General features: G+C 69.0%; 15 protein-coding genes. 8 read left to right on the top strand and 7 right to left on the bottom strand.

Annotation, left to right across the window (positions count from 1 at the left end):
- The first annotated feature begins 494 nt into the window (after window positions 1–494).
- The 7 genes from QTH87_RS09335 to QTH87_RS09305 are packed head-to-tail and all read left to right on the top strand — an operon-like array spanning window position 495 to window position 8,690.
- Window positions 495–1,217 carry a sugar transferase gene (locus QTH87_RS09335; protein WP_286608634.1) on the top strand — a complete coding sequence of 241 codons (723 nt, stop codon included), beginning with the start codon at window positions 495–497 and terminating at the stop codon, window positions 1,215–1,217.
- Window positions 1,214–2,653, top strand: a complete 1,440-nt coding sequence (locus tag QTH87_RS09330) for a mannose-1-phosphate guanylyltransferase/mannose-6-phosphate isomerase (RefSeq protein ID WP_286608633.1) — start codon at window positions 1,214–1,216, stop codon at window positions 2,651–2,653. The genes QTH87_RS09335 and QTH87_RS09330 overlap by 4 nt, the downstream gene beginning before the upstream one ends.
- A 29-nt stretch (window positions 2,654–2,682) precedes the next feature.
- Window positions 2,683–3,723: a hypothetical protein gene (locus QTH87_RS09325; RefSeq protein WP_286608632.1), complete on the top strand. Its 1,041-nt coding sequence runs from the start codon at window positions 2,683–2,685 to the stop codon at window positions 3,721–3,723.
- Window positions 3,720–4,895 carry a glycosyltransferase family 4 protein gene (locus QTH87_RS09320; protein ID WP_286608631.1) on the top strand — a complete coding sequence of 392 codons (1,176 nt, stop codon included), beginning with the start codon at window positions 3,720–3,722 and terminating at the stop codon, window positions 4,893–4,895. The genes QTH87_RS09325 and QTH87_RS09320 overlap by 4 nt, the downstream gene beginning before the upstream one ends.
- Complete coding sequence (locus QTH87_RS09315) at window positions 4,892–6,247, top strand: hypothetical protein (protein WP_286608630.1); 1,356 nt, start codon at window positions 4,892–4,894, stop codon at window positions 6,245–6,247. Before QTH87_RS09320 ends, QTH87_RS09315 begins: the two co-directional genes overlap by 4 nt.
- Window positions 6,244–7,467 (top strand): glycosyltransferase, encoded by a 1,224-nt coding sequence (locus QTH87_RS09310; protein WP_286608629.1) that lies wholly within the window; start codon window positions 6,244–6,246, stop codon window positions 7,465–7,467. The genes QTH87_RS09315 and QTH87_RS09310 overlap by 4 nt, the downstream gene beginning before the upstream one ends.
- The gene (locus QTH87_RS09305; RefSeq protein WP_286608628.1) at window positions 7,464–8,690 is read left to right on the top strand and encodes a glycosyltransferase WbuB; all 1,227 of its coding nucleotides are present in this window, start codon (window positions 7,464–7,466) and stop codon (window positions 8,688–8,690) included. The genes QTH87_RS09310 and QTH87_RS09305 overlap by 4 nt, the downstream gene beginning before the upstream one ends.
- A gap of 232 nt (window positions 8,691–8,922) precedes the next feature.
- Here QTH87_RS09305 and QTH87_RS09300 read toward each other — a convergent pair whose 3' ends face one another.
- The 7 genes from QTH87_RS09300 to hemC form a co-directional block, all read right to left on the bottom strand.
- On the bottom strand, window positions 8,923–11,178 hold the full coding sequence (locus QTH87_RS09300; protein ID WP_286608627.1) for a polysaccharide biosynthesis tyrosine autokinase: 2,256 nt from the start codon (window positions 11,176–11,178) through the stop codon (window positions 8,923–8,925).
- Window positions 11,175–11,615, bottom strand: a complete 441-nt coding sequence (locus QTH87_RS09295) for a low molecular weight protein-tyrosine-phosphatase (RefSeq protein WP_286609058.1) — start codon at window positions 11,613–11,615, stop codon at window positions 11,175–11,177. The genes QTH87_RS09300 and QTH87_RS09295 overlap by 4 nt, the downstream gene beginning before the upstream one ends.
- Before the next feature lie 17 nt (window positions 11,616–11,632).
- Complete coding sequence (locus QTH87_RS09290; protein WP_286609057.1) at window positions 11,633–12,757, bottom strand: polysaccharide biosynthesis/export family protein; 1,125 nt, start codon at window positions 12,755–12,757, stop codon at window positions 11,633–11,635.
- Between the two features lie 278 nt (window positions 12,758–13,035).
- On the bottom strand, window positions 13,036–14,319 hold the full coding sequence (locus QTH87_RS09285) for a heme biosynthesis HemY N-terminal domain-containing protein (RefSeq protein WP_286608626.1): 1,284 nt from the start codon (window positions 14,317–14,319) through the stop codon (window positions 13,036–13,038).
- 13 nt (window positions 14,320–14,332) lie between these two features.
- Window positions 14,333–15,415, bottom strand: a complete 1,083-nt coding sequence (locus QTH87_RS09280; RefSeq protein WP_286608625.1) for a uroporphyrinogen-III C-methyltransferase — start codon at window positions 15,413–15,415, stop codon at window positions 14,333–14,335.
- On the bottom strand, window positions 15,412–16,170 hold the full coding sequence (locus QTH87_RS09275; RefSeq protein ID WP_286608624.1) for a uroporphyrinogen-III synthase: 759 nt from the start codon (window positions 16,168–16,170) through the stop codon (window positions 15,412–15,414). Before QTH87_RS09275 ends, QTH87_RS09280 begins: the two co-directional genes overlap by 4 nt.
- 33 nt (window positions 16,171–16,203) lie before the next feature.
- Complete coding sequence (gene hemC / locus QTH87_RS09270; protein WP_286608623.1) at window positions 16,204–17,139, bottom strand: hydroxymethylbilane synthase; 936 nt, start codon at window positions 17,137–17,139, stop codon at window positions 16,204–16,206.
- Window positions 17,140–17,192: 53 nt separating this feature from the next.
- On the opposite strand from hemC, the gene ppc reads away from it, so the two are divergent.
- Window positions 17,193–20,039 carry a phosphoenolpyruvate carboxylase gene (gene ppc, locus QTH87_RS09265; protein WP_286608622.1) on the top strand — a complete coding sequence of 949 codons (2,847 nt, stop codon included), beginning with the start codon at window positions 17,193–17,195 and terminating at the stop codon, window positions 20,037–20,039.
- Window positions 20,040–20,215: the final 176 nt, after the last annotated feature.

The raw sequence follows: 20,215 nt of genomic DNA, 5'->3' as shown, positions 1-20,215 counted from the left end.
TCGCGGGACCGCAGCACGCGGACCCGCCGCAGCGGCCTGACGCCGTCTGCTTTCCCCGGCCTCGTTCGCAGGCTGCGGCTTCTCCCCCTACCGTTCGTCGGATCGCCAAATCTGCCCGGATCGACCGTTTTCGACGGTTTTCGACCGTCGTCCGCCCGCCCTTGCCCGTGTAACGGGAAACGAGGTCATAGGTATTAGTTCTCGAAATCTCGAACGGCGCGCACAAACAACACCCTGGACTCACTTTGCGTTAACAACTTGTTATACAAAAGGACTACACTTTGCCAACTCGATGAGAACTTGTTGCAGCGCACCATCCGGCGCCGAGCCCGACGCGTACAGAGGGAAGCAGCCTACGCCGTTTGGCGGATGAGTTAGGTCTTTTGTTGACACTACTTTGTCTGCGACATATGTTCAAATTCTTGCCGATAGTAGTAAAGCGTTACACTGCCACGCTCCAGATTGAGGCACCACCCGTTACAGGGGAATTTCAGATGTTTCGTTCAGATTCGAACGCCAGCGGCAACCTGGTCAGACGCTTCTCCCCCGACGGCGGCGGCCCCTCGGCGCCCCCTGTGCTCGCGCGGCCCCGTGCGCTGACCATGTCCCAACGCATCGCAAAACGTACGCTCGACATCGTCGGCGCACTCTTCTTCTTCGCCGTCTTCGGCCCGCTCTACTTGGCGGTCGCGGTCGGGGTGCTGGTCAGCATGGGCCGGCCCGTGCACTTCTGGCAGACCCGGCTCGGCGAGCGCGGCCAGCGCTTTCGCTTCTTCAAGTTCCGCTCGATGGTGCGCAATTCGGACTCTGTGCTCGACGAATTCCTGACCCGCAACGACATGGCCCGCACCGAGTGGGACACCTTCCAGAAACTCGAGAAGGACCCCCGCATCACGCCGATCGGCCAGATCATCCGCAAGCTGAGCCTGGACGAACTGCCGCAGTTCTGGAACGTCCTGAAGGGCGACATGAGCCTGGTCGGACCGCGGCCCTGCATGGAACGCCAGCGCAGCCTCTATGGCCGCGGCTGGGAGCACTATTGCGCCATGCGTCCGGGCATCACCGGCCTCTGGCAGGTCAGCGGCCGCAACCGGCTGTCGTATGCGCGCCGGGTCGAACTGGACGTCGAGTACGTGACCAACTGGTCGCTCTGGCTCGACATCAAGATCCTGCTGCGCACCGTGCGCACCGTGATCACCGGGGACGGCTCGCGATGACTCACCAGATCCAACCCGTCGTGCTGTGCGGTGGCAGCGGCACCCGCCTCTGGCCGCTCTCGCGCAAGACGCTGCCCAAGCAGTTCGCGCCGCTGATCGGCAACAAGAGCCTGCTGGTGCTCACGCTCGAAAGGCTGCGCCTGCTCAACCCCAACGTGACCTGCGTGGCGGCCGAGGAGCATCGATTCCTGGTCCAGGAGGCCATCGACGACGCCAAGGTGAGCGGCAAGCAGCTGCTCGAACCCGTGGCCCGCAACACGGCGGCGGCGATGGCCGCGGTGGCGCTTCTGGCCGACCCCGAGCAGCTGCTGCTGTTCGCGCCGGCCGACCATCACATTCCCGATCCCGAGCGCTTCGCAGCCACCGTGCTGAAGGGTGTGCCGGCAGCGCTGGCCGGCCATGTCGTGGCCTTCGGCGTCGAGCCTTCTTTCCCGAGCACGGCCTATGGCTACATCCGCCAGGGCGAAAGGCTGGATGCGGCGCTCGGCGACGACGCCGGCCATGCGGTCGCGGCCTTCATCGAGAAGCCGGCTGCGGAACGGGCCGAACAACTGCTGCTGGAAGGCGGCAACCTGTGGAACGCCGGCATCCTGCTGGTGCAGGCCAAAGTGCTGATCGCGGCGCTGCAGGCGCATGCCGACGACATCCTCGACAGCTGCCGCCTGGCCACTGCCGACATGCAGCCCGACGGCGACTTCCTGCGCATGGACAGCGCCGCCTTCGCGCGCTGCCGCAGCCAGAGCATCGACTACGCGGTGCTCGAGAAATGCGAGCGTGTCGCCGTCATTCCGTTCCAGGGGCGCTGGAGCGATGTCGGCAGCTGGAACGCGGTCGCGGACCTGCACGGCGCCGACGCCGACGGCAACCAGATCAGCGGCCAGGGCTACGCCATGGGCGCGAGCAACACCTTCATCCATGCGCCCTGCCGCCCGGTGGTGGCGCTGGGCACCAAGGACCTGCTGGTGGTCGATACGCCCGACGCGCTGCTCGTGATGCACCGCGACTGCGCCGAGCAGGTCAAGGACGTGGTCACGCTCCTGACCACGCAAGGCCAGAGCCAGGCGACGCAGCATCGCCGCATTCCGCGGCCCTGGGGCGCCTACGACAGCATCGACGCCGGCGACCGCTTCGCGGTCAAGCGGCTCACGGTCAAGCCGGGCGCGAGACTCGCGCTGCGCATGCATCATCACCGCGCCGAGCACTGGGTGGTGGTCAAGGGCACGGCGCGCGTTCTGTGCGACGACAAGGCGCAGCTGGTCAAGGAGAACGAGTCGATCTATATCCCCGTGGGCGCGGTGTACCGGCTCGAGAATGCGGGCAAGACCTCGCTCGAGGTGATCGAGGTTCAGACCGGCGGCTATCTGGGCGATGACGACATCGTGCGCTTCGACGAAGGCGGCACCCAGGTGCTCGGCGAGACGCGAAAGCTCGCCTGAGGCCGCGCCCCTTCGCGGTCGAGCTAGGAATGCGCAACGACTTCATTTCCGTCATTCCTCCGGGACCTGGCGGCGTCTTCGACTATGCCCACCTGATGGGCAGGGGTCTGGACGCGCCGGTGGTGGAACTCGCGGCCGATTCGCGCATCGACGGCTATGGCGGTCGCCTGCTGTGCCTGCATTTCAGCGGCTACGGCTTCCAGAAGCGCGGCGTGCCGTTCTGGCTGCTGCGCGCCATGCGTGAGATGCGGCCGCGCTTCGACAACATCGGCATCGTGTTCCACGAGCTGTTCGCGACCGGTCCGCCGTGGCGTTCGGCCTTCTGGGTCTCGGGCATGCAGAAGCACATCGCGCGCGAGCTGCTCGGGCTGGCGGACTTCTGGATCACGAGCCGCGAGGGCTCCGCGCGCTGGCTGCACGGCGTGCAGAAGCGCGAAGTGCCCCATCGGGTGCTGCCGATCTTCTCGAACGTCGGCGAACCGGACCCGGTCGACCAGCCGCGCCAGCCGCGACTGGTGGTGTTCGGGACGCGCGAGGTGCGCGAGAAGGCCTACGCCTGGCAGGACGGCGAGATCTTCCGCTGCGCGCAGCGCCTTGGGCTCCGCATCCACGACATCGGCGCGAGCTTTGCCGCCGGTACCTTGATTGCGGCCCGGCTCGGCCAGGCCGAGGCCGTGGTACACGGCAAGCTGCCGGCCGAAGCGGTGAGCGCGCTGCTGTCCGAATCCAGCCATGGCGTGGTCGCCTATCAACTGCATTTCGTCGCCAAGAGCGGCATCTTCGCGGCCTATGCCGCCCATGGCGCCTGCCCGGTGCTGCTGGCGCCCTCGTACGAAGAAGCAGACGGCCTGGTCGCCGGACGGCACTATCTGGCCGGCTTCGAGTCGGTCGGCCAGCCGTCGTTCGATGCGGCGCTGATCGGCAGGCAGGCCCGCGACTGGTACCAGCCACACTGCATCGCGGTCCATCAGGCGGCATTGCTGGAGCTCGATGCCGAGGCACGCAGGGCCAAGTCGCTGCCACTGGCATCGGCGCCTGCCGCCGCGCACGGGCTCGGGACGCAGCGATGAACACCGTGCTGGTCACCAGTCCCGTCCTGCAGCACGCGCACCAGATGGCGCTGGCGCTGCACGAGCGGGCGCTGCTGCAGGGATTCTGGTCCGGCGTGCCCGTGATCGAGACCGGCGAGGCGCCGCCGAGATGGATGCCCGCGCGCTGGCGCCAGCGCATCCGGACCATCGACATCCCGCGTGCGCTGCGACGCCATCCGGCGCGCTTCCAGGCCACGACGCGCCTGGCGCGCGCCCTGCGCCTGGCCGACTCCGACAACATGCATCGGATCTTCCATTGGTTCGATGCCTGGGCCGCACGCCAGGTAATGCGCGACCGGCCCCAGGTCGTGGTCGCCTACGAGAACGCGGCCTTCCACACCTTCCGGGCCGCGAAGGCGGTGGGCGCGCGCTGCGTGCTCGATGCCGCGGCGCTTCACCACCAGGCCGCGCTCGAACTGCTCGGCGGCTTCGACACGCCCTACACGCCGGAGATCAACCGGCGCAAGGACGAGGAGGTGCGGCTGGCCGACATGATCCTCGCCTGCTCGCCACTGGCGGCCGAAAGCTACGTGGCGAACGGCGTGCCGAGCGACAAGCTGCACCCGCTGCTGCTGGGTGCCGAGCCCCCGCGCAACACGCCCGAGTGGCAACCCTCCGAGGGCCCGCTGCGCTTCGTCTTCGCAGGCGTGCTGTGCCTTCGCAAGTCGATCGACCTCATCCTCGCGGCCTTCCGGCGGCTGCATGCCGAGGGACTGCGCTACGAGCTCGAGTTCATCGGCGGCGTCGAGGACCCGGTGTGGATTGCCGAAGTGGCGGCCACGCCCAACGCCCGCTACCGGACCAACGTGCCGCAAAAGGAGCTCTACGCCGCGCTCGCGCAGGCCGACTGCCTGCTGCTGCCGTCGCGCTCGGATTCCTTCGGCATGGTGGTCGCCGAGGCCATGGCCTGCGGCACGCCGGCCATCGTCACGACCCAGACCGGCGCCAAGGCCATGATCGAGAACCACCCGGGCAGCGGCTGGATCGTCGAACCCGACGCGGACGATCTGCATGACACGCTGCGCGGGCTGATCGAGAATCCCGAACGCGTGCGCGCCGCCCGCCCGGCAGCTCGAAGCGCCGGCCAGGCGTTCTCGTGGGCCGACTACCGCGAACGCGCGGGCCGATTGCTTGAGGATTTCGTGCGATGAACAGTGCCGTTGCGAGTTCCCTGCCCGCCGCCCCCCCCGTGGCGCGTCGCGCCTCGATGACCCGCGCGGGCCGGGCCTTCATCGGCGTGCTGCTGGTCCTGGTGTTCGAGGGCGCGGTCCGCAAGTGGGGCAGCGCCTCGGCGACCATCCCGCTGCTGCTGCTGCGCGACGTGCTCGCGATCTACGTGATCGCCTACGCCTTCACCCACGGGCATCTCCAGCGCCAGCGCGGCGTCACGATGGTGCTGCTGGTCTGGTCGTGCATGGTGGTGGCCTGGGGGCTGTTCCAGCTGGTCGCCGGGCAGAGCTCGCCCATCATCCTGCTGATCGGCCTGCGCTTCTGGCTGCTCTACATCTGGTTCGCGGTCGCGGCGGCCGCGGCCATGAACGAGACCGACTACCGCGTGGCGGTGCTGACCGCAGTCTGGATCCTCGTCATCATGGTGCCACTGGCCCTGGTGCAGTCGGTGTCGCCACCGGGCGCACGCATCAACAGCCAGGTGGGCGGCGAAGAGGACGAGATCTTCCTGGTGGCCGCGGGCGTGGTCCGCACCACGGGCTTCTTCAGCTTCACGCTGGGCTACACGACCTACCTCGCGCTGGTCGCACCGCTGGTCTTCGGCGTCCTGGCCGCGCGCAAGCGCAATCCGTTGCAGTCGCTGTTCGCGGTGCTCGCGCTCGCCGGACTCGTGGCCGGCAGCCTGGTGAGCGGATCGCGCGCCACCATCGTCTATGCCATCGTGTTCCTCCCGGCCTATTTCCTCGGACGGCTGTGGTTCGCCAGGGGCCCGGCCCGGACACGTGCCGCGCTCGCGGTGTTCGGCGGCGTGATCTTGATCGGGGTACTCCTCTTCGTCTTCAGCGGCGCCATCGAGATCGCGAGCCAGCGCTTCGAGACCGCGGCCGAGTCCGAGGACTTCTGGGTCCGGCTGCTCACGATCTTCATCGGCGAGCCCTATGTCCACGACAGGGTCGACTGGCTGGGCCTGGGCCTCGGGCTGGGATCGAACCTCGCAAGCTATGTGCGCATCGGCAGTCAGGAATTTGCCCTTGCCGAGTTCGAGGCCGGCCGGATCCTGCTCGAGGGCGGACTGCTCGGCTATGCCTACACCGCGCTCAAGGTCGGGGTGATCGCGGTCGGCGTCTCGAAGAGCCTGATTCTTTCCTACCGCGTCCGCTCGCCATACCCGGTCCTGCTGTGGCTCGCGGTGTCGCTCGCGCTGCTCACCTGGTCGAGCATCGGCCAGCTCTCGGCGCACGGGATGCTGGGCATCCTGCTGGCCATGGGCCTGCTCGTCTTCAAGTACCCGCAAGCCGAATTCTTCCCGGCCCGCGCGTCAGCCCGATCGTGAAGCTGCTTCAGATGATCCCGTCGGTGGACCCCAACACCGGCGGTCCCATCGAAGGCGTGCTGCGCATCCACGAGGCGCTCGTGGCGCTCGGCCACCACAGCGAACTGCTGAGCCTCGACGACCCGGCCGCGCCCTTCGTCGCCGCCTGCCTGGCGCCGGTGCATGCGACGGGCCCTTCGCGCGGCGGCTACGGCTACAACCCGCGCACGGTCGAGTGGCTGCGCGCGCATGCGGCCGACTACGACGCGGTGATCGTCAACGGCCTGTGGCAGTACGTGGGCCTGGCGGCATGGCGGGCCCTGCGCGGCTCGACCACGCCCTACTTCGTCTACACCCACGGCATGCTCGACCCGTGGTTCAAGAAGCGCTATCCGCTCAAGCACCTCAAGAAGTGGCTCTACTGGCCCTGGGGCGAGTACCGCGTGCTGCGCGATGCAGCCGCCGTGCTCTTCACCTGCGAGGAAGAACGCCTGCTCGCGCGCGAGTCGTTCTGGCTCTATCGCGCCAACGAGGTGGTGGGCTCCTACGGCACGGCTGCGCCGCCGCCCGATGCCGAGGCGGCGACCCAGGCGGCCTTCATGGCCCGTTTTCCCGAACTGCAAGGCAAGCGGCAACTGCTCTACCTCGGCCGCATCCATGAGAAGAAGGGCGGCGACCTGCTGATCGAGGCTTTCGCACGCGTCGCAGCCGATGCCGCCGACCTGCACCTCGTGATGGCCGGCCCCGGCGACGAGACGCTCGTCGGAGAACTCCGGCGCCGCGCCGACGCGCTCGGAATCGCGCCCCGCATCACCTGGACCGGCATGCTGCATGCCGACCTCAAGTGGGGCGCCTTCCGCTCCGCCGACGCCTTCTGTCTGCCATCGCACCAGGAGAACTTCGGCATCGCGGTGGTCGAGGCCCTGGCTTGCGGCACGCCGGTTCTGATCAGCGACAAGGTGAACATCTGGCGCGAGATCGAGCAGGATGGCGCCGGCCTCGTTGCCACCGACACGCAAGCCGGCACCGTCGACAACCTCAGGCGCTGGCTGGCCCTGCCGCCGGCGGAAGCGCAGGCAATGCGGGCGGCTGCCCGACACAGCTTCGCGCAGCGCTTCCAGGTTGGCGAAGTCGCCGCCACGCTGCTGCGCATCATTGCCGAACATTTGCCCGGGTCCGATGTCTCGGCCCTTCCCAGGGCGCCCGGCGCCGTGGCCGCGATGCGGCGCCAGAATCGATGAAACTGCTTGTCTACGGAATCAACTTCGCACCGGAACTGACCGGCATCGGCAAATACTCCGGCGAGATGGTGGCCTGGCTCGCCGCCCGCGGCCACGAGGTGCGCGTCGTCACCGCCCCGCCCTATTACCCCGACTGGGCGGTCTGGCCCGGCTACAACGCGGGCCAGTACACACGCGAGGAGTGGCAGGGCGCGACGGTCTTCCGCACGCCGCTCTGGGTGCCTCGCAAGGTGACCGGCACCAAGCGCCTGCTTCACCTCGCCAGCTTCGCGTTGTCGAGCATTCCCTCGCTTCTGGCGCAGTGGCGCTGGAAGCCGGACCTGGTGTTCGTCACCGAGCCCCCGTTGTTCTGCGCGCCGGCGGCGCTGGCATTCGCGAAGCTGCGCGGTGCCAAGTCCTGGCTGCACATCCAGGACTACGAGGTCGACGCCGCCTTCGAGCTCGGCCTGCTGCAGGGCCGGCGCGTGCGCGCCTTCGTGGCTTCGGTGGAGCGCTCGCTGATGCGCGGCTTCGATCGCATCTCGACCATCTCGCAGCCCATGCTGCAAATGGCGGCAGCCAAGGGCACCGATGACGCGCGGCGCGTGCTGTTCGAGAACTGGGCCGATGTCGCCGGCCTGCGCCCGCTGACGGGCCCGAGTCCCTACCGCGCCGAACTGGGCATCGCACACGACGCGGTGGTCGCGCTCTATTCCGGCAACATGGGCGCCAAGCAGGGCCTTGAGCTGCTGGCCGAGATGGCCGTCATGCTCAAGGATCAGCCGGGCCTCGAGTTCGTCTTCTGCGGCAACGGCGCCGGACGTGCCGATCTCGTGAAACGCTGCGAAGGCATGTCGAACGTGCGTTTTCTCGACCTGCAACCGGTCGAGCGCCTCGGCGATCTGCTCGGCATGGCCGACATCCACCTGCTGCCGCAACGCGCCGATGCCGCCGACCTCGTGATGCCCTCGCGCCTCACCGGCATGCTCAGCAGCGGCCGCCCTGTGGTCGCCGGCGCCGCCCCCGACACGCAAGTCGGCCGCGTCGCCGCACAGTGCGGCATTGCGGTCCCGCCCGACAGCCCGCGCGCCTTCGCAGACGCCGTGCTCGACCTCGCGACCCAGCCCGAGCGGCGCCGCGAACTCGGCCTGAGCGCGCGCGCCTATGCCGAACGCCACTTCGACCGGGATGCCGTACTGACGCGCCTGGAACAGGATCTGCGCACCGTCATCGCCGAGAAATAGCGGCAGCACGCCGCAAAAGGAAAAGGGCCTGGCAATGCGCCAGGCCCTTTTCTTGTACATTCCCGCTCCCCAGGGACCGGCGAAGCCAGGTCCCCCTTCGCGAAACACCGAGGAACCGGCTTCGCCGGGCCTCAGGTGTTGCCCCCCGGCAGGGGGGTGCCCGAGCTGCTCGCAGCGAAGCTGCGTGAGCGAGGCTGGGGGGCGAGCTTGTCCTTCGAGGCTGGGAGGCGAGTCACTGTTCTTCGGGTAGGATGCTCTCGTAGTCGTAGCTGGTGTAGCGATAGCGGCCGTACTTGTACGGCGCATAGGCCCGGCGATTGACGTTCATGCCGTTCAGCAGCATGCCGGTGGCGGCCTTGCCGCCCATGGCCAGGCGGCGCGTGCTTTCCTTCAGTTCACCCATGGTCGACTGGTCGACTCGGCCGACCAGCAGCACCGTGCCCATGTGGGTCGCGATCGTGCTCGTGTCGGCCGCGACCAGCACCGGAGGCGCGTCCACCACGACGAGGTCGTACTGATCGGACAGCTTCTCGAGATGGTTCTTGAAAGAATCCGACACCAGCAGTTCGGCCGGGTTGGGCGGCAACTGGCCGGTGGCCAGGAAGTCGAGGTTCGGCACCACCTGCCGGTGCACCGTCTGCTGCACCGTGAGGCTGCCGGCGATCAGCTCGGACAGGCCGCCATGGCGCTGCAGGCCGAAATACTGGTGCGAGTGGCCGCGCCGCAGGTCGGCGTCGATCAGCAGCGTGCGTCGCCCAGCGGCCGCCATCAGCGCGGCGAAATTCGACGACACGAAGGTCTTGCCGACGCCCGGTGTCGGACCGGTGATCAGCACGCGGTTGTTGGGAGCCTCCAGCATCGCGAACTGCATCGCGGTGCGCAGGCTGCGCAGGCTTTCGACCGCGGGGTCGTCCGCCTTCTCGATCGTCAGCAGCCGCACCCCGGTGGCGCCGCTCAGGCGCCTCTTGGCGATGGCCTCCTGCGCCGGGCTGGTCGGAATGGTCGAGAACACCGGCATGCCGAGGTCGGCCTCCACCTCGTGCGGATCGCGGATGCGCTGTTCGACGAAGGCATTGCGCAGGAAGGCCGCGCAGACGCCGAGGAACAGGCCGAGCACCAGCGAGGCCGCCATGATGACGTTGCGGTTCGGCGAGACCGGCACAGGCGTGGTGATGGCTTCGTCGAGCACGCGCACGTTGCCGACCTTGCCCTCCTTGACCAGGCGCAGCTGCAGCGCGTTGTTGAGCAGCGATTGATACAGCTCAGTGTTGACCCGCACCTCGCGCTCCATGCGCACGGCTTCCTGCTGGATCAGCGGCAGTCCCTTGATGCGCGACTGGATGCCGGCCATGTCGGCCTTGTAGGCCGCGATCTGCGAATCGAGCGTCTGCACCAGCGGATGCGAGGAGGTGAAGCGCGCCTCGAGTTCGCGCCGACGCTGCTCGGCGTCCAGCAGCTTGGTCTGGCGATCGACCGCCTGGGCCAGGATGAGGTTGGCTTCCTCGGTGAAGGCCACCGTGCCCTTCTGGTTGCGATAGCGGTTGTAGGTCTCCTCGGACGCTTCCATCTGGCGCTTGTACTGCGGCAGCTGGGCGTCGAGGAAGGCCAGCGACTTCTGCGCCTCGGCCGACTTGCGTTCGACGTTCTGCAGCACGTACTGCTGGCCGATCGCGTTGAGCACCTGGCGCGCGCGATTCGGGTCCACGTCCTGCAGCGTGACGTTGATGATGCCGGACTGCCGCACCCGCTCGTTCAGCGTCAGCCCTGACTGCAGGCCGAGCGTGGTCGGCAGGGTCGGCAGGCGCGTGAGATTGAACTCGGCCCCCGGCTTGCCGCTGAGCGCCGAGATGTTGAGTTCGATCGGGCCGTCAGGCGTCTGCGCCTTCATCGGCGTGCCGACCACGCCCACCAGGGCCTGTGACAGCCTGTCGGAAGTCAGCGTGTACTGCCCGCCGCCCTTTGCCGTGACGACGAAGCGCGCGCCCTCGAGCGTCGCCGGCACGTCGAACTGGCCGACCTGGATCTGCTCCGTGCCCGTGACGTAGCCACCCATGCCGAGGAAGCCCGGCTCCGACAGGCCGGTCGCGCGGCGTGCCATCCAGCCGCCGACCAGCGGCGCGTAGTTGGGTATCGCGTTGATGTAGAGCTTGGTCGCGTCGATCGCCTGACCCGAGATCAGGCGCGAACGGATGATTTCCATCTCGGCCACGGCCGGTGTCTTGACGTCGATCAGGCCGCCCGCTTCGCGCAGGGCGCCCACGCCCCGCGCGGAATCGGGGTCCTCGACCTGGATCACCATGTTGGCCTCGTACACCGGCCGCTGCAGGAAGGCGTAGGCCGTGCCCAGCAGGAACACGACCAGCGTCACCGCGGCGATCAGCCACTTGTTCGCCACCAGGACCTCGAGGTAGCGCCCGAAATCGAGCTCGTCCTCGTCCTGCGTACGTGGACGGGTCTGGGCGGCTTGAGGAGTGAGTGTGGAATTCATCGACTGGATACTCTTGAAATGCGTTTGACCCATTGCTGGGCACCGTCTTCGATGAGCGCGAGCGACCGCTCGAAGGAGGAACGGCCGGCGCGGTACGGATCCGGCACGTCCTGATCACTGAACTCGCAGAGGCGAAACACCTTGCCGGCTGCAAAGACGTAGCGTTCCTCGATCGCACGCCGCTGCTTCCCGTCCATGACGAGGATCAGGTCGGCACGCTGGCACTGGTCGAGCGCGATCTGGCGCGCGCGATGGTTGTCGATCGGAATGCCGCGTTGCTGCATGAGCTCGCGCGCGATCGGGTCTGCAGGTTCGCCGAGCAGGGCACCGAGCCCGGCCGAGCTGACCTGCGCATCGGGCAGCGCGGCCGCGAGCAGGCCTTCGGCCATCGGACTGCGGCAGATGTTTCCGATGCACACGACGAGGACGTTCCGGATGGTCACGGGCGCTTCGGCTAGCGGTTGTTGCTGCTGCCGAGGTTCTGGTACTGGCCCGCGGTGGTGGCCGTCGGCAGGATCAGGTTCAGCACGCGGTTCCATTGCACCAGCGGCACCGGATCGACGTAGACCACGTCCTTGGCCTTGAGCGCGAAGCCGTCGGCCAGCGCGATCGCGGTCGGCGTCTGGCCGTCGAGGTGGAAGATCGACTGGCCTTGCACCTCGTTGCGGATCACGTAGATCTGGCGCGGATTGGCCGTGTTCAGGTTGACGCCGCCGACCTCGGTCAGCGCGTCGTTGAGGCTCAGCCGCCCGTTGCGCATCAGCACGCCCGTCTGCTGTGTGACTTCGCCCATGACCGTGACCTTGCGTTCGTCGCGGTTGCGCACGTAGATCAGGTCGCCGGGCCGCAGCGGCAGCCGGTTCGGGTCGATGCCCGCGTCGGCCATCGCCATCAGGTCCAGCGGCATGGTCTTGCCGTCGCGCGTGAGGTTGATCGCCGAGCGGTCGCCGGTGGCCGTGAGGCCGCCCGCCCGGTTGATCCCCTCGGCCAGCGTCATCGGGATGTCGGTGAAGATCTGCAGCCCCGGCTGACGCACTTCGCCGTCGATGTAGACGCGCTTGCTGCGGAAGGCCGCGACCCGAACGCTGACCTGCGGGTCCTTGAAGACCCGGCCCAGTCGCTTGATCAGGCTGTCCTCGATCTCCTGGATCGTCATGCCCGTCACCTTGAACGTGCCCGCGTACGGGAAGCTCAGCTGGCCGGTGTTGGAGACGATGTAGCCGGGCGCCGGCGAGACGCTCGCAGGATCCGCGACCGTGGTGGCCGGCACGCCGCTGGAGACGATCTCGGGATGGTCATAGACCACGATGCCGATGACATCGCCCGCGCCGATGCGGTAGGTCTCGATCGGAGCGATCAGGCCCATCGTGTCGACGTCGAGCCGGGTCTGTCGGATCGCGGCGCGCTGGGCATCGATCAGTGCAGGCGTGATCTCGGTCAGCGCACCAGGCGGTGGCGGGGCGATCTCGGGCGTGGAGAAGCCGGCCGGCGATACCGCCTTGCTGGCATCGATGCTGGACGACCGAAAGCCCGGCGCGAGAGGCGCACAGCCTTGAACCAGCACGCTCGCTGAGATCACCAACGTGGCATGTAGTAAAAAATGCTTCAAGTGCAACTCCGCATCGTGACCCTGAAATGAATACTTTTGCAAACAGTTACGACTGTACATCAGGTCTGGGACCGACTCAAACCCTTTCTTGGCTTAGAGCTTTAGATAGATGAAACAGGGCCATGGAACAGTGGAATTCGTCACTTTTGGCGGCTGTCAAGGCCGCCCCCAGGCCCGCTTGGCGCGTGCCTCCTTCGATGTGACGCTATATTTTCAATAGCATCGACACGTTGCGGAGTCTGAAAAACTCAGGGATTCTCTGTTTGCGCCGCGCGCTTCCAGGCGGCCTGCGCCTGATCCGGGTCGTCGCGGCCTTCGGCCAGCTGGGCGAGCGCCTGCCAGGCCCGCCGGTGCAGGTTGGTGTCCTTCAGGCCCAGTCCGGCCTGTGTGAGCAACTGTTGCGCCTTGCCCCAGAGCTGCCGCTTCATGCAGGTCATGCCCGCGAGGTACTGCAGATTGGGGTCGCGCGGGTTGTTGCGCTGGGCGGCCTCGATGCGCGAGAGCCAGTCGGCGTCGACCGAATCGAGCCCGGCCTCGAGTGCCCGGACCAGCTTCACCCGCAGCGACTCGCCCAGCGCATCGGGGTGCTGGATCGAGCGCTCCCAGACCGGCAGCAGCCAGGCACGGGCCAACGCCAGGTCGCCGCGCAGGGCCACCATGCGCTGCGCCGCATGGATCGCGACTTCGGGCAGATCACGCTCCCACGGCTCGAGTTCGGCCCAGGCGCGCACCAGCTGCGCGGGATCGTGGGCACCCGAAAGCAGCTCGGTCGCGAGCCCGCGCACGATGCTCTCGGCCGCCGAATCGGAGAAGGCCCGGTGCTTGGCCAGCAGCCGCGCCGTCTCGAGCGCCTCGAGCGTGCGGCGGTCGAGCCGCGCCGCCTTGAGCCGCAGCCGCAGTGCCAGCGTGCGGCGCTGCGCGCCCTGAGGCAATTCCTCGAGCCGACCGAGCGCCGCCGGCGCATCGCGGTCGTCGAGCGCCCAGCGCGCGGCGCGCAGCTGCACGCCCTCGCGCGTTTCGGGCGTGCCGAGCGCGCCACGATCGGCGCTCTCGTTGAGCGCCTGCTGCAGGTGGGCATCGCGCGCCGGCCGGTCCTGCAGTGCCTGCGCGCTCTCGGCGGCCAACAGATGCGCCATGACGCGAACCTGCAGCGCCTGCGGCAGCCGCGCATCGAGCGCGGCCAGGCGGCGTTCCTGCGCCAGCGCGGCCTGGGCCGCCTTGCGGGCGCGCGAGAAGCGCCCGGCCAGCAGTTGCGAGGCGGCATCGAGCAGCGAGGCGTGCAGTGCCCGTTCCTTCTGCTGCAACCGCCACTGGCGGGCCTGCCGCGGCAGCGAGAACAGCGCCGAGAAGCCGCGCAGCGCCAGGTGCAGCAGCACGAAGGCGGCAAACAGCAGCAGCAGCACCAGATTGAGCGACAGGTCGACGCGCCAGGGCGGCCAGAAGACGGTGATCGTGCCCTGGTTGTTGCCCGCGAACAGCGCCACCGCCGACGCGATGCCGAACAGGGCGAGGAGCCAGAGAGCGGCGCGCATGGCTTCGGGGCGCCTAGCGTCCGGCGGCCGCCGTGGCCAGGGCCGCCAGGGTGTCGTCGATGCGCGGCGGCTCGCTTGTGCGGATCTGCGCCTGCACCTGCTGCACCAGCGTCGCCGCGGTCTGGACCCGGCGCGAGGCCGGATCGAAATAGCGGTTGAGCGACGACGAGACGGTCGTCATCTCGCTGCGCGCCGTGTCGACCTGGCGCGACAGCAGCGAAAGGCGGGCATTGAGCAGCTTGAGCTTGAGGTTCTCGCGCAGGAAGAAGGTCTGCTCGGGCGTCAGCAGCACGGCCTCGGGCCGTTCGATACGGCCGACCCGCAGCAGCGAGCGCGCCTCGGTGCGCACCATCTTGAAGAAGCGCTGCCACCAGGGCGCATCGGCCGGCAGCGGTTCGTTGGGCAGGGTGTCGAGTGCGGCGCCCCGCGCGACCGCGTTGAGCGCCGGCAGGTCGTCCACCAGTCGCGTGAGTTCGTCGAGCTTCAGCAACGCATCGCCATTGTCGGCGCCGGCGCTGCTGCGCAGGCGGTCTGCATCGGCCTGCATGGCCCGCTGCAGCGGTGCCAGCCGAGGCTGCGAAGCGCGCGCGATGCGCTGTTCGCCGGCCTTGAGCGCGGCCAGCAGCGGCTGCACGCTCCCCGTGACCTGGGCCTGCTGCAGCGCCAGCCGCAACGCCGAGTCGATGTCGATCACGAGGTTCTCGTCGCGTGAGCGCGAAAGGCTCTGCATCAGCTCCTCGAGTTGCGAGCGCTGCAGCGCGACCTCGCCGACGCGGGTCTCGGCCAGCGCCAGGCGGGCTGCGGTGTCGCGCACCACTTCCTGCGCCTGGCGCGCCAGCGTGCGCGCCTCCATGGATTGCGCCACGGCGTCGGCGCTCTGGCGGGCGAGCTGTTCCTGCATGCCGCCGACCTTCTGCCAAAGCACCAGGACCGCCACCAGGGCCACGACGGCGACGATGGCCAGAATGCCCAGCGCGAGCCTGGCCAGCAGCGCCGTGGCGGCCGCGTGACCGGCCGCCACCGGCGCCGGTGCGGGCACCGGCGCACGCAGCGCGGGTTCCGGCAGGGGCTCGTTGAAGACGGGGGCGTCGCTCATGCGAAGGATTCTATCGACGCGACCAGCGCGGCCAGCGACGGCCGCGAGACCTTCAGGCGGGCAAAACCCGCCTCGCGCGCGGCCTGCGCGATGCGTTCGTGGGTCACGATCGCGCGCGCCGACTGCCATCGAAGCGCCGGCATCAGGCGACACAGGTTGCCGATCGCCTCGGAGCTGCTGAACAGCCAGGTCGCGCGGCCAGCCGCGGCCTCGGTGGCGAGCCCGCGCTCGGTCTCGCCAAAGGCCGGCAGCACCCGCCGGTAGGCCGCCACCTCGTCGACGCGGCCGCCTGCGGCCACGATCTTGCGGGCGAGCCAGTCGCGGCCCGCAGGCCGGCCGTCGACCCCGCCGCCGCGCACGACGAGCACACGCGTGCCGGCGTGCACCTGCGGCGCGACGCGCCGCCAGAGCTGCTCCGAATCGAACTGCGGTGCGTCGGCCGGCGGTGCGTCGATGGCCTGTTCCGGCACGCCGGCCTCGCGCAGGCCGCGCACGGTGCCCGGCCCGGTGCCCCAGCAGCGCAGGCCGGGCGGCAGCGGCCGATCGAGGTCGGACAGGAAATGCTCGGCGGCCGCGGCGCTCACGAACATCAGGGCATCGAACTCGGCAATCCGGCTGCGGGCGGTGCCGAGCGGCGCCGGATCGTCGAGCGGCTCGATCGCGATCAGCGGCAGCGCCGTCGCCGGCACACCCGCCAAGCGCAGTTCATCGACCCAGCGCGCGGCCTCGCGGGCGGGGCGTGTGACGAGCAGCATGCGGTTCTTCGGGCCCCTGGCGTGCGCAGGCACTCAGGGTTGCAGCAGGCGCGCCACCGCCTGACCGAGCGCGTCGGCCTGCGCCGCATCGCCGGCCTGTGCGAGCGCATGCACGCGCCGCAGGGGCTCCTGCCCCTCGGGGTCGCCGAGCGCGGCGTCGATGCGCAGGCGGCCGTCGGCCTGCCAGCGTGCATGGGCCGCCAGCGGCATCGAGCAGCTGCCGCCCATCGTCCGGCTGACTGCGCGCTCCGCCGTGGTCGCCAGGCCGTCGGCGCGGTGCGCGAGCGGCGCCAGCAGCGCAAGCAGGTCGGCGCGGTCGGCACGCACCTCGATGCCGAGGGCGCCCTGCCCCGCGGCCGGGAGCATGGCGTCCGGTTCGAAGCGTTCGCGGATGCGGCCTTCGAGGCCGAGCCGCATGAGTCCGGCCGCGGCCAGCACGATGGCGTCGTAGTGGCCTTCGTCGAGCTTGCGCAGCCGGGTGTCGAGATTGCCGCGCAGCGGCTCGATCCGCAGGTCGGGCCGGAGCGCGCGCAGCAGCACGATGCGGCGCAGGCTCGAGGTGCCGACCACCGCGCCCTGAGGCAAATCGGCCAGCGATGCGTGCCTGGGCGACACCAGTGCGTCGCGCGGGTCTTCGCGTTCGAGCACGCAGGCCAGCACGAAGCCTTCGGGCAGATCCATCGGCACGTCCTTGAGGGAATGCACCGCGATGTCGGCACGCCCCTCTTCGAGCGCCAGCTCGAGTTCCTTGACGAACAGGCCCTTGCCGCCGACCTTGCTGAGCGAGCGGTCGAGGATCTGGTCGCCGCGCGTGGTCATGCCGAGCAGCTGCACGGCATGGCCCTGTTCTTGCAGCAGGGCCTGCACGTGTTCGGCCTGCCACATGGCCAGGCGGCTTTCGCGCGTGGCGATCACGATGTTGGTCAAGACCGTTTTTCCAATGAGAAAGAGACCGCGGGATGCTAGCATGTTGCGCCGCAGCAACGTCGCGGCATCCCCCCGTCCCCGAGGAGAAGTTCCGCATGAAGACGAGCCCCGCACCGGCCGCAACCAAGCGCCGGCCCCGTGACGAAGACCTGCCCCTGATCGCCGACATCCGGCTCCTGGGGCGCATCCTCGGCGACGTGATCCGAGAGCAGGAGGGCGACGACAGCTACGCCCTGGTCGAGAAGGTCCGCACGCTGTCGGTGGCCTTCCGCCGCGATGCCGACCATGCCGCGGACCGCGCGCTCAAGAACCTGCTCAAGGGCCTCAGTGCGGCCGAGACCGTGAGCGTGATCCGCGCCTTCACCTATTTCAGCCATCTCGCCAATCTGGCCGAGGACCGCCACCAGATCCGGCGCCGCACCGAGGCCGAGCGCGCGGGCGAGACCGCAGAGGGCAGCCTCGAGACCGCGCTCGCGCGCATCCGCAAGGCCGGCATCAAGCCCGAGGCGGTGGTCGAGTCGCTCGCCCACAGCTACGTCTCGCCGGTGCTGACCGCCCACCCCACCGAGGTCCAGCGCAAGAGCATCCTGGATGCCGAGCGCGCGATCGCGCAGCTGCTCGCGGCGCGCGACGAGATCGCGCTGCGCCAGCGTGCCTTCGCCGGCGGCAAGGACGCGCTGACGCCGATCGAGTACGCCGACAACGAACGCCAGATGCGCACCCGCGTCACCCAGCTGTGGCAGACGCGCCTCCTGCGCTTCTCCAAGCTGACCGTGGCCGACGAGATCGAGAACGCGCTGAGCTACTACGAGGCCACCTTCCTGCGCGAGATCCCGCGTGTCTATGCCGAGCTCGAGCGCGCGCTGGCGCACGGCGGGAACGTGCCCTCGGTGGCCTCCTTCCTGCGCATGGGCCAGTGGATCGGCGGCGACCGCGACGGCAATCCCAACGTCACGGCCGAGACGCTCGAGTACGCGCTGCGGCGGCAGAGCGAGCTGGCGCTGCGCCACTATCTGACCGAGGTGCACTACCTGGGCGGCGAGCTGTCGCTCTCGGCCGGACTGGTCGACGTGTCGGTCGAGATGAACGCGCTGGCCGACCGTTCGCCCGACAAGAGCGAGCACCGCACCGACGAGCCCTACCGCCGCGCGCTGACCGGCATCTATGCGCGCCTGGCCGCCACCCTGCGCGAGCTCACGGGCGGCGAGGCCGCGCGCCATGCGGTCAAGCCGCAGAACCCCTATGCGAACGCGGAGGAGTTCCTCGCTGACCTGCGCACCATCGAGGAATCGCTGGCCGACCAGCACGGCAGCGTGCTGGCGGCGCCGCGGCTGCACCCGCTGATCCGCGCGGTCGAGGTGTTCGGATTCCACCTGGCAACGGTCGACCTGCGGCAGAGCTCGGACAAGCACGAGGCGGTGGTGGCCGAGCTGCTCGCCAATGCGCGCATCGAGCCGGCCTACGCCGCCATGGCGGAAGAGGACAAGCAGGCGCTGCTGCTGCGCCTGCTCGACGACGCCCGGCCCCTGCGCGTGCCCGATGCCGACTACTCGCCGCTGGCCCGCAGCGAACTCGCGATCTTCGCGGCCGCGCGCACCGCCCGTGCGCGCTTCGGTGCGGCCGCGATCCGCCACTACATCATCAGCCACACCGAGACCGTGAGCGACCTGCTCGAAGCCCTGCTGCTGCAGAAGGAAGTCGGCCTTCTTCGCGGCACCCTGAGCGACAACGCCACCTGCGACCTGATCGTGGTGCCGCTGTTCGAGACCATCGAGGACCTGCGCAACGCGGCGCCGATCGTGCGTGCCTTCTACGCGCTGCCGGGCATCCACGCGCTGGTGCAGCGCTCGGGCGCCGAGCAGGACGTGATGCTGGGCTACAGCGACAGCAACAAGGACGGCGGCATCTTCACGAGCAACTGGGAGCTGTACCGCGCGGGCCTCGCGCTGGTGGCGCTGTTCGACGAGCTCAACAAGGGCAGCAAGGTGCCGATCAGCCTGCGGATGTTCCACGGCCGCGGCGGCACGGTGGGTCGCGGCGGCGGCCCGAGCTACCAGGCGATCCTCGCGCAGCCGCCCGGCACGGTGCGCGGCCAGATCCGGCTCACCGAGCAGGGCGAGGTCATCGGCTCCAAGTACGCCAACAGCGAGATCGGGCGCCGCAACCTCGAGACGCTGGTCGCAGCCACGCTCGAGGCCACGCTGCTGCCGACCGCCAAGGCGGCACCGGCCACCTTCCTCACGGCAGCGGCCGAGCTGTCGGCGGCCAGCATGGCCGCCTACCGCACGCTGGTCTACGAAACCCCGGGCTTCGGCGACTACTTCTTCAGCGCCACGCCGATCCGCGAGATCGCCGAGCTCAACATCGGCTCGCGGCCGTCCTCCCGTCATGCCACGCGCAGCATCGAGGACCTGCGCGCCGTGCCATGGAGCTTCAGCTGGGGCCAGTGCCGCCTGACGCTGCCGGGCTGGTACGGCTTCGGCTCGGCCATCGCGGGCTTCCTCGACGCCGCGCCGACGCCGGCCGCCCGCAAGGAGCGCCAGGCGCTGCTCGCGCGCATGTACGTGCAATGGCCGTTTTTCCGCACGCTGCTGTCGAACATGGACATGGTGCTGGCCAAGAGCGACCTGGCACTGGCTTCGCGCTATGCCGAGCTGGTGGCCGACAAGAAGCTGCGCCACAAGGTGTTCTCGATGATCGAGGCCGAATGGCACCGGACCTCGGACGCCCTGGCGCTCATCACCGGGAGCAAGCAGCGGCTCGAGGGCAACGCGGACATGCAGCGATCGATCCGCCACCGCTTCCCCTACATCGATCCGCTGCACCACCTGCAGGTCGAGCTGATGCGGCGCTACCGTGCGGGGCAGGCGGACGACCGGATGCAGAAGGGCATCCACATGTCGATCAACGGCGTGGCGGCGGGCCTGCGCAACACCGGCTAGCGATAGCCCGGCGCCTCCGGAACGGGCGTGGCGGCGCGCCCGATCCGGTCTTGTGCGTCGCCTCCTACAGCAACTGGCGGCGAACGGAATAAAAAGGCCATTGCATAGGGAGTACCCTGACCCATACGTTCACAGCTCTCGCAATCGCGCGGCGGCTTCAGGGTCGTTCACAGGAA

The organism is Variovorax jilinensis, from assembly GCF_030316885.1.
Classification (GTDB): Bacteria; Pseudomonadota; Gammaproteobacteria; order Burkholderiales; family Burkholderiaceae_C; genus Variovorax; species Variovorax jilinensis.
This window is presented reverse-complemented; position numbering and strand designations above follow the sequence as displayed.